The sequence below is a fragment of the Novosphingobium sp. Gsoil 351 genome, assembly GCF_009707465.1.
Taxonomy (GTDB): Bacteria; Pseudomonadota; Alphaproteobacteria; order Sphingomonadales; family Sphingomonadaceae; genus Novosphingobium.
In genome coordinates this window covers 1,167,140-1,177,268 of sequence record NZ_CP046120.1, presented here as the reverse complement: position 1 = coordinate 1,177,268, position 10,129 = coordinate 1,167,140, and the positions used below count along the sequence as shown (strand labels likewise).

Genomic DNA, 10,129 nt, shown 5'->3' with positions numbered 1-10,129 from the left:
CCTCGACCGTCAATTCGCCCACACACCGCGAAAACGAGCGCGGGATGGGAGGGAGACGGATATGACGAGACTGGGAATTTCCGCGTTTGCGGTTTGTGCGGTGCTGGCTTCACCGGCTTGGGCCGAGCCGCTCAGGAGCTACGACATCGCCGCGCAGGATCTCGCGCCGGCGCTCGAGGCGTTTGCTGCAACTTCCGGCCGAGAGGTCGTGGCGAACAGCGACATCTTGGTCGGCAAGCGCAGCAGCGCGGTGCGTGGTTCCCTATCCGCCGAAGCAGCGGTCGAACGCCTGCTCGTCCAAACCGGCCTGAGGTGGCGCGTTGTCGACGGCGCTTTCGTGATCCGCCCGGCGGGCGCCGCCCCCTTTCCCGAGACAGAGACGGTCGGCGATCCGGGAATCGTGGTGACCGGCACCCGCATCCGCGGCGCGGCGATTGCCTCGCCCAAGGTCACGGTCGACCTCGAGACCGTCAGGGACCAGGGTCTGGCCACCACGACCGAGGCCGCGCAGTCGATCCCGCAGAATTTCGGTGGCGGGCAGAACCCCGGGGTCGGGTTTGCCGTCCCGGCGGCAAGCGGGGTCAACGTTGGCGGCGGCACCTCGCTCAATTTGCGCGGATTGGGCAGCGACGCGACGTTGACGCTGCTCAACGGCCACCGGCTCGCCTACAGCGCCTCGCGCCAGAGCATCGATCTTTCGGCAATTCCCGTTGGCATCGTCGAGCGGATCGAGGTGGTCGCCGATGGCGCCTCGGCGATCTACGGTTCGGACGCGGTCGCGGGCGTCGCCAATATCATCCTGCGTCGCGACATGCAGGGGCTCGTCACCACGGCGCGATTGGGCGGTTCGACCGATGGCGGCAACGACCAGCAGACCTATAGTGCGTCAGCCGGCCTGCGCTGGGGCGGTGGCGGCGGGATCGTCGCCTACGAGTACGGCAGCAACACGCCGGTCGTTGGTCGTCAGCGCGACTACACCGCGACCGTCGCGCGCGGACTCGACCTGCTGCCCGAGACCCGGCGCCACAACGCGGCGCTGAGCGTCCATCAAGACCTCGGCTGGCTGACGGCTTCGCTCGACGCTCTCTACAACAATCGCCGCAGCCTGCAGATCTACGCCGCCAACGCGACGGGTAACCGTGCGCTCCTCCGCGTAGAACTGCCGAGCAGGACAGAGTCGTTCCTGATCGCGCCGACATTGCGCGCCGAGCTTGGCGGCGGCTGGCGCGCCGAGCTTACCGGTGGCTACGGCGAGGACAAGGTCCGCTATCAGTCGAACGTCTTCAGTGGCGGCGTGCAGACCAGCGCTCTGGTCGGCTGCTACTGCAACGATCTCAAGACGGTCGAGCTGTCGGGCGACGGTCCGTTGTTCGAGCTTCCGGCCGGCCCAGTTCGACTGGCGGCCGGGGTCGGCCATCGCGACGTCGGCTTCGTCAGCTTCCGCGGGGTCGGCAGCCCGCAGAACATCGCCGAGCGTCAGTCCAGTGCCTACGCGTTCGGCGAGGCCAGCGTTCCGCTGCTGGCGCGTCGCGATGGCGCGGTCGCGGTGCGCGCGACAGGCGCGCTGCGCTACGAGCGCTACGCCGACATCGTGGATGTGGTCACGCCAAAGCTCGGGTTGGTGGTCTCGCCGATCCCCGACTTCGATCTCAAGGCTAGCTGGGGGAAGTCGTTCCGCGCGCCGACTTTCCTGCAGCGCTATTCGGCCCTGGTCGCGGTCCTGCAGCCGGCTGCGTCGTTCGGCGGCAGCGGGTTGCCCGCGGGATCGGCTGTGCTTGGCCTCACGGGCGGGCGCGAGGACCTCAAGCCCGAACGCGCGCGAAGCTGGTCGGTGACCGCAGACATCCATCCGCGCGCGCTCGACGGCGCGCGGCTCGAATTGAGCTACTTCGACATCCGCTACACCGACCGGATCGTCGCGCCGGTCGTGTTCAGCCGCCAGGCGTTGACCAATCCGATTTATGCCGATCAGGTGACGCGCTCGCCCAGCGCGGCGCTGCTCACCCAAGTCCTCGCCAACGCCGCGCAGTTCTTCAACGTCACCGGAGCGACCTACGATCCGGCGAAGGTCGTGGCGATCGTCGACAACACCAACGTCAATGCGGCGAGCCAGCACATCCATGGGATCGACGGCGCGCTGACGATCTCGCGCGCGGTCGGAGACGGTCCGGCGCGCATTACCGCCACGCTCAACGCCAGCTACCTCGAGAGCAGCCAGAAGCTGACCTCGGTGCAACCGGTCACGCAGCTGGCGGGACTCGTGTTCAACCCCCCGCACTTCCGGGCGCGCGGCGTGCTCGGCTGGAGCGAGGGCCCGTTCGCGCTGACCGGCGCGGTCAACCGCATCGGCGGCGTGACCGATCCGCGCTTCGCCACCCCGATCAAGGTGCGGGGCATGACCACGTACGACCTGACCGCACGGATCCGCAGCACTCAGACGTCGGGGTTGCTCGCGGGCATCGAACTCGTGCTGACCGGGCAGAACCTGTTCAACCAGACGCCCGGCCGGATCGCCCAGACCGTCACCTACGACCACCCCTACGACAGCGCGAACTACTCGCCGGTCGGCCGATTCGTCTCGGTCTCGTTGAGCAAGAAGTGGTGATCGGCGGGGCCTTTCGGGTCGCCCTGCTGGCCGGCGCAGGAATGATCGCAACATTCCACGCCGCCCCGGCGCGCGCGGGGGAGGCTCAATGTCCCTCGGTGTGGCCACCGCGCGCGCCGGTTTCGGCAACTTCTGAGCTCGACGCCGAGCATCTGCTGCTGCTGCGCGATATCGGCATGCCCGAGGCGGCCCAGTCGGCGCCGAGCCCGCTGGCGATCTCGCCCGACGGCAAGCGGGTCGCGTTCTTCGTCACGCAGGCTTCGCTCGCCGCGAACGACTACTGCGACACCCTAGTCGTGCTCGACCTGTCCACGAAGAGCGCGCCGCGCGCCCTCGACAGCGGCGGCCATCGCATTCTTGCGGAGGAAGCGCTGCGCGGGGTGCGACGTGAAAGCGGGGTGCCGGACATCAACCGCCCGGCGTGGTCGCCCGACGGACGCTCCCTTGCCTATCGCAAGCGAGGCGGCGGTCGCACACAGGTCTGGCGGGTCGACATCGCTGGCGGGTCGGCCCGACAGGTGACCAGCTCGCCGCAGGATGTCGAAGGCGTGCAATGGAGCGCAGACGGCGCCACGCTGCTTTACGCGGTCCGGCCGGGAAGAAGCGATCTCGAAGCGGAGCGCAATGCCGAGGCGGCGCAGGGCTATCTCTACGATGCGCGCGTACTGCCCCATGTGGGCGCCGAGCCGCAGCTGCCCGAGGTGTTGTCCCAGGCGATAATGACGGTGCCCGCATCGGGCGGACTGGCGGCCGAGGCCACGGCGGCGCAGGTGTCGGAGTTCAGTCCGCTCGCACCGCTCGGCGCCAGCGACCTGGGGCCGGTTGGCGATTCACGCGGCTGGCGGGCGGGCGCGGACGCCGTCGACAATTCCTACTTCGCGGCTCGCCGGCTCTGGGCCGAGACTCCCGCAGGTCGTCGCATCGTCTGCGCCATGGAGGCCTGCACCGGCAAACTCGCCGCGGTGATCTGGTCCGGCGGGCAAGTGCTATTCCTTCGCCGGGAAGGATGGGCCCGCGAGACCAGCGCGTTCTACGCCTGGTCGCCGGACACTGGGACGATGCGCTTGCTCAAGAGGACAGCGGACCGGCTGACCGGCTGCATCGGCGTTCGGGTCGGGGTGCTTTGTCTGAGCGAAGCCTCGCGGCAGCCGCGCCGTCTGGTGACGATCGACGTGCGGCGCGGCGGCGAGCGCGTCCTGTTCGATCCAAATCCTGAACTGGCGGGCCTGGTGTTACCGAAAGTCGAGCGGTTGCGCTGGCGCAACAGTCTCGGGCTGGAGGCGTGGGGCGATCTCGTCTTGCCGAAGGGCAAACCGCCCGCCTCGGGTTGGCCGCTGGTCGTCGTCCAATATCGTAGCAGCGGCTTTCTGCGCGGCGGCGTCGGCGACGAGTATCCGATCTTCCCGCTCGCCGCGCGCGGGATCGCCGTGCTCAGCTTCGAGCGACCCGACTTCGACACGCGCGCGAACGGTGTCGATGGCCTGGTCGCCGCGGTCTACAAGGATTGGGCCGATCGCCGCAGCGTCCACGAAAGCCTGATGACGGGCCTCGATCTGGTCTTGGCGCGCGGCGATATCGATGGTCGGCGCCTTGGTCTGAGTGGCCTGAGCGACGGCGCGATGACCACCCGCTACGCGCTGATCCATGCGCCGGACCGATTCTTGGCGGCCGCGATCAGCACCTGCGGGCTCGAGCCATATTCGGTGATGGTTGATGGCGGTATCGCCCAGGCCGACTGGTTCAGGAGCTTCGGATTTCCGCCGTCGAGCCAACCGGATGCTGGATTTTGGAAACCGATGTCGCTGACGCTCAATGCGGCGACGATCCGGACGCCGTTGCTGATGCAGATTTCCGACGACGAATACCACCAGGCGCTCGGGGCTTTCACCGCGCTGCGCGAACACGGCAAGCCGGTTGAGATGTACGTGTTCCCGGGCGAGCATCACACCAAGTGGCAGCCGGTCCATCGCGCCGCGATCTATTCGCGCAACCTCGACTGGTTCGCCTTCTGGCTGCAGGGCAGGGTCGATCCCGATCCCGTTAAGGCCGCGCAATATCGCCGGTGGAGTGCGCTCAAGACGTCGGGCGGGACGCCGATCGCGTCAGGTCCATAGCCGCGCCCAGCGCTCGGCGTCCGCAATCTGAAGGACGCGCGCGAAGTCGAAATCCCGCGGCGGGCCTGAGTCGCTCAGGAAGGCTTCGAGCGCGGCGCGATCGGCGACGCCGTTCGCCACGAGCAGCCCGTCGAGGAGCAACTCGCGAAGGCGAGCGCGCTCGCTCCCGACGATTTCCGCCATGAAGCCCGCGGGCGTGCCCTTTCCCTGGCGAGCCAGACTGCGCGCCGGCAACCGCCCGGCGAAGCCCTGACGAACCGGCGCGCGGTTCCGCCCGTTGGCGAACCACAGCCAGCTTCGCACGCCCAGCACGGCTTCGGCGAGCGGCTGCGCCACAAGCGGTGAGACGACAGCGGCGGCGCCATCCGCAGGCAGATTGTCGGCAAGGCTGGACGCCGCGAGCACGAGCGCGACGTGCGCCGCCTGGCCCGGCAAAGCCGAATCCGGGGGTTCCAGCCACGGGTGCGCGGTCGCCTGGCCGGACAGATCCAGCGCATCCCGAACCAGAAACGACGGATCGACCAGCCAGCCGAAGCGCACCCGGCGGGTGATCAGCCGTTCGACGAGCTTGCACGCGATCGCGCCGAGCCCGACATCGCACAGGAAGGCCATCTCGCGCGCGCTTTGCCAGGCGCCGCGACCGAGGCCAGCGACCTGCAAGCGATCGAGCACGGGAGCGACCGACTGCAGCGAGCAGAACATGTTGTCGCCGCCGCCGCCGTCGATCACGAGATCGGCGCCATGCTCCGCGGCGACGCTGCGCGCCGCGACCAGCGATGGCTGACGGAAGATTCGATGCGATGGCCGCGGCAAGCTTGCAGGGGCAGGATCGTCCCAGTCGATCGCTTCAGTCGTTCGGAGGCGTTCTATGAACGGCGAACCGGTCGCGTCCGCGACGGCGCGCGCATACCCGCGCTCGTCTCCGCTGCGTTGGCGGGTTACCATGTTCAGCGACGCGAAGCTTCGTCCGGCCCTGGCCATCGCTGCGGCGACGACCGCCGAATCGAGACCGCCGGACAGCAGCAGCACGCTTGCCTTGGCGGCCGCGGTGCGGCCGGCGACAGCCAGGTCGACGGCTCGGGCGACACGCTCGGCCGCCTCACCGGGATCGTCGGATGCGACGGCGTCCATGGCGAAGGGCCAGGGCGACCACACCGGGCGAACGTTCGCGCCCTCCTCTGCAACCTCGAGGCAGGCGCCACTGGGAAGCTCGTGAACCCCGGCAAGGCAGGTGGTCGCGCGCGGCAGTTCGGTTGCCAGCAGGTAAAGCAGCGTCTCGGTCCAGGCGACCTTCGGGCGTGGAGTGCCGAATGCCTTGAGCAGGCCAGGCGACGACACGGCCAGCACGCGCGTGTCCTGATCGATCCACCGGCACGGAATGTCGCCGAAGGGTGCCCTCACGATCCGTGCCGCGTCGCGCCCATTGCCGCCAAGAAAGAGGAGGTAGCTACCCCAGATGCGATCGACGATCTGGGACGGGGACAGTCGGCAGACCTCCGCAAGGACATCGTCCCGATCGGCAAGACGCGCCTGGCCCCGCCAGTGGACCTCGCCGATCAGCGCCGACGAAGGCGCGAAGGCCGCCAAGCCAGGATCGGTGGCTACCAGCATGCCCCCTTCGAGCATGTGGGCCACTAAGCCAGCATCGCCAGCGCTGCGCTCGAACTCTGCGGTCTCGTGCTCCGCGAACGATCGCCCCCGCGGCACCCAGACAGCGAACCGAGGACGTTTCACCGGACCAGGATCGGCGTGAACGGGACGACGGCGTCGAGGCGATCGTTGAGGACGACATTGCCCCGCTGAACCCAGGCATGCGCCCCGAACGGATCAAGCTTGACGCCGATGACCAGGCGAATGTCGCCGTCTGAGCGGCGCGCCGTTCGCGCAAGCGCGATCGAGAGTGGGAGGCAGCGGTCAAGCGTCCGCATGATCAGGCGCAATTCCGCGAACGCGGCAGCGTGACGTTGCGAGCAGGACAGCGCGGCTGCGGGTGATGAGTTCGAGCGCGGGAACGCCTCGAGCGTGCGCGCGAGGCCGCGCAAGCGCAGGTCGGCCATGGCGCGCACCACCGAAAGCGCGGCGCGTGCGACAGCCACCGCGCCTGGCGTCCGCCATGGATCGTCGAAGAAGCTGAGTTCCGGAAGCGCGTGACCGCAAAGTTGTCCGCCAACGCCATCGGGCTGAACCTGCAAGATGCCATTGGCGAGCAAGCGCGCCAGCGCGCGCTCGTCGCCACATTGCAGGCCGTCGCCATGGAAATGCCGCAAGATGGCCGTTTCGGCTGCTGGCGGCAGCATCCGGTAGCGGTCCGCTGCGACATCGAGAATGATCAGGCGGCCATCGGCGACGCAACCACTCACTCCAGGAGAAAAACCGTAGGCCATCGGCGCAGCGTGCGGAGCGGCGGCCGACCGACCACCGCTCCGCCTCGTCCCGGTCAGTCGTCGCTGAGACCGCCGCCGAGCGACTGCTGCGCATCGTCGATCGGCGGGCCGAAGCCCCCATGGGTCTCCGCGGTGGCGGCGCCGAGGTCGATCAGCTCGCTGGTGTTGTCGAGTTCGAAGGTCATCGTTCTTCTCCTGTGCTGCGAGAGTGCAGCAAGGCGAAGGCTGGGCCGGGCGGCTCGATATACGAAACCTATACGGCGAGGATTTTTCGAATGTTGGCGGAACCGCCCTAATGCCCGGAATCGCGACGTAAACGCCCCAATCCGGGTGAGCTGGGCCGACACGCCCGTGTCACATCGAAGCGTCCGAGCGTCCCGCCAGCGGGTCAGATCTCGGCGTGCGCGCTCCCGTTCTCGGCGAAGGGCGCAGGCGCATCGCCTTCATCCGCCAGCTGAACCTTGATCCGCTCCAACGCCATGCAGACGTCGATCGCGACGCGCTGGGCGCCGAGCTCGTCGAGCTCGTCGAGAATGGACTCGAGTTTGCGGGCAAGCGCGTGGAGTCGCGCATCACGGGTCGGCGGCGCGGTGCCGACCGCGCCCGCGCACGGCGCCATGGCTCGCGGCAAGAGTACGCGCGCAAGAGCAAGCAGCCGCCGGATCGAGGCGGCCGGAGGTCGCCCGGCCGCGGTGGGCGGCCCCGCTCTTTCGAGGACTGACGCGCCGTCGCTGGCTCGCTTTGATCGGGACACAGCAAGCCAGGCGCCGGGACAGCGGCGTTGCGCCTCATTGCGATGGGTCATTGTCGGCTCCACGATTTGCGAGATCGGGGCTCGTCACCGCCTGCGCCCGGTTTCGCGACGCAGGGCGGCAAGGAGATCAGGGGCGGCGCGCTGACGGCGGCGGTGGTAGGCGGCCACGGCGCGGCGGAGTTCGACCAGATTGCCGCTGGCGAACGTTAGGTGAAGTTCGGCGTATTCCTCCGCGACGTCGTCGAAAACCAAATGCTCGACGGTGCGCAGCGCCGCGAGCCGGTCGAACAGCCCCGCCACTGCGGCCACATGCTCGTCGCTACCCGTCGTTCGGACGATGGCCAGGAAGATCTCGTCGGCGCTCTCGGGCGCGTGCGGCGTCGCGAAAGGCGCGTTGTCCGAGGTCGCGACCGCAGCTGGCGCGACCCTGCGCAGCGCCAGATCGACGAGCTTGGCGCTCCATTCGAGCAGATCGCGAAGGTCCGGCTCGGTCGGCGCCGGCGTACGGAAGCCTTCGTGCAACGGGGCGTCGACCAGGCGCTCGCCAGCCAGTCGCTGCAGCGCATCGCGCACCGGCGTGGCGCTGGCGTGCAGCTTTTCGCCGAGTGCCACCGGCTCGAGATGCTCGCCCGGTGCGAATTCCGCGGTCATCAGCCGCCCCTTGAGTTCGCGATAGACGCGGTCGAATGTGGGGCCGGGGCTCATGGGCCAGAAGTCGGCGCGCTCGCGGGCCGGGCTAGGCAACGGGCACCGTGGGCGGCTGCGCGGCCGCATGCGCATCGACCGCAGCGACCTGGTCGGGGCGCAGTGCGTCGATCGCCGCAAGTGGCTCTGTCGGGATCGGGCCAAGCAAGACCGAGGGACACTGCCCGTCGAAGTTGCCGAGGTTGGGACGGTGCTGGCGGTAGCCGACGAGCGCGGCCAGCTCGGGATCGAAGGTTCGCGCGATCATTGGCGGATAGGCGAGAATCTGATTTTCGTAGGCCTTGAGCCAGCCAAGGCTATATCCGGTGACCAATGCGCGGCGCGTTTCGGAACTGCAGTTGGCACCCGCCGCGTGAAGCGTCGAGCCGAGGAACAGCAGCGCCGAGCCGGGCGCCATCTCGGGAACGACTTCGTCGCCCTCGCAGAAATTGTCGTTGATCCGCGCCATATGGCTGTTGCGCCAAATCCGCGTCGCGCCGTTCTCGCGGGTGAATCGCGAAATCGGCCACATGACGTTGACGAGATATTCAACCTTGCCCTTGGGGCCGCCCCACATGTCCTGGTCGCGGTGGGGCATCTGCGCGAGCGCGCCCGGATAGATCGAAATTCCCTGGGTCAGGTTGAGCTGGATCGTGTCGCACCAGGGATCGAGCACGCGCTTGACCACGCCGAGCACCAGCGGATGCATGACCAGCGGTGTTGCATGGTCGGTGCGCGCCAGCACCCGACCGAAGCGTTTGGTCTTCTCACCATAGAACTTCCCCTGGCAGAACGGCGTGAAGCAGAAATCGGGTGCGAGATCCTCGTCGAGACGGGCGATGTCGCGCGCCGGGACGAGGTCCGGGATCACGCAATAGCCGTCGCCGAATAGGTCGGCCGCCCAGCGGTCGATCGTAGCCTGGTCGCAAGCGGGTTGGGTCATCGGGCTCTCCATCGGCTCAGGCCAGCTCGAGCGTGCGCGCGGCGGCCGCGGCCACGGGCCGGTAGATCCCGCTTTGCGCAAGCAGCGCGGGCGTTTCATGATCGATCGCGATCGACAGGGCGCCGAGCATCCGGCCCCCGAGCACCTGGGGAAGCCCCAAAGGGTGGCAGTGCCAGCCGAAAGCGAGAATCTGCTGCATCCACCCCATGTCGGCGACCCCCGTGTAGGTCTCTATGCCCTTGGCGAGCGCATGCTCGACCAAGCCGGACACCAGGACGTTGCGGAACTCGCGGCGCTCCAGCGTCGTGAGCTCGGGATCGAGGCAGAACCGGGTGATCTCGCGGACGCGCGGCCCTTGCGGCAGTTCGGTTTGGCACAGCTCGGGAAATAGGTTGCCGAGAATATGCGGTCGGGTCGTCTCGAGCAGACGGGCCGAAGCGGCGTGGCGCCCCTCGGCCGTCTGGATCACCAGGTATTCGGCGTGCTCATCATCGAACTGGTCGAGCTCGTAGCGACCCTCGAGGACGGGAACGTCCCATTTGAGCAAGTCGATGAAGACGCGCTTGCGCGCCTCGAACATCGACCGCAGGACATGGTCTTCGGTGGGTTGGGTCAAAAACGCGAATTGGTGGAGCATGGCCGGGG

Annotated in this window: 9 protein-coding genes; 2 read left to right on the top strand and 7 right to left on the bottom strand. The window is 68.2% G+C overall.

Translation table 11 applies throughout. The features are described from left to right. Positions 1-61: 61 nt before the first annotated feature. Together GKE62_RS05615 and GKE62_RS05610 are read left to right on the top strand one after the other, a co-directional pair. Complete coding sequence (locus GKE62_RS05615) at positions 62-2,605, top strand: TonB-dependent receptor (RefSeq protein WP_195908607.1); 2,544 nt, start codon at positions 62-64, stop codon at positions 2,603-2,605. A 41-nt stretch (positions 2,606-2,646) separates the two neighbouring features. Beyond that, positions 2,647-4,719 (top strand): Atxe2 family lasso peptide isopeptidase, encoded by a 2,073-nt coding sequence (locus tag GKE62_RS05610; RefSeq protein WP_154691383.1) that lies wholly within the window; start codon positions 2,647-2,649, stop codon positions 4,717-4,719. Here the strand turns inward: GKE62_RS05610 and GKE62_RS05605 are convergent. The 7 genes from GKE62_RS05605 to GKE62_RS05575 form a co-directional block, all read right to left on the bottom strand. Next, positions 4,708-6,330, bottom strand: a complete 1,623-nt coding sequence (locus GKE62_RS05605) for an asparagine synthase-related protein (RefSeq protein ID WP_195908606.1) — start codon at positions 6,328-6,330, stop codon at positions 4,708-4,710. The genes GKE62_RS05610 and GKE62_RS05605 overlap by 12 nt on opposite strands. Before the next feature lie 119 nt (positions 6,331-6,449). Continuing rightward, positions 6,450-7,079 carry a lasso peptide biosynthesis B2 protein gene (locus GKE62_RS05600; RefSeq protein WP_195908605.1) on the bottom strand — a complete coding sequence of 210 codons (630 nt, stop codon included), beginning with the start codon at positions 7,077-7,079 and terminating at the stop codon, positions 6,450-6,452. A gap of 77 nt (positions 7,080-7,156) precedes the next feature. Then, positions 7,157-7,288: a benenodin family lasso peptide gene (locus GKE62_RS05595; RefSeq protein ID WP_154691380.1), complete on the bottom strand. Its 132-nt coding sequence runs from the start codon at positions 7,286-7,288 to the stop codon at positions 7,157-7,159. Positions 7,289-7,491: 203 nt separating this feature from the next. Beyond that, a complete protein-coding gene (locus GKE62_RS05590) occupies positions 7,492-7,722 on the bottom strand; it encodes a hypothetical protein (protein ID WP_154691379.1) in 231 nt (76 codons plus the stop codon). 219 nt (positions 7,723-7,941) lie between these two features. Further along, positions 7,942-8,562: a GntR family transcriptional regulator gene (locus GKE62_RS05585; protein ID WP_195908604.1), complete on the bottom strand. Its 621-nt coding sequence runs from the start codon at positions 8,560-8,562 to the stop codon at positions 7,942-7,944. A 31-nt stretch (positions 8,563-8,593) separates the two neighbouring features. Next, complete coding sequence (locus GKE62_RS05580) at positions 8,594-9,484, bottom strand: phytanoyl-CoA dioxygenase family protein (RefSeq protein ID WP_154691377.1); 891 nt, start codon at positions 9,482-9,484, stop codon at positions 8,594-8,596. 16 nt (positions 9,485-9,500) lie between these two features. Continuing rightward, complete coding sequence (locus GKE62_RS05575) at positions 9,501-10,121, bottom strand: acyl-homoserine-lactone synthase (RefSeq protein WP_154691376.1); 621 nt, start codon at positions 10,119-10,121, stop codon at positions 9,501-9,503. Between the last annotated feature and the right edge of the window lie 8 nt (positions 10,122-10,129).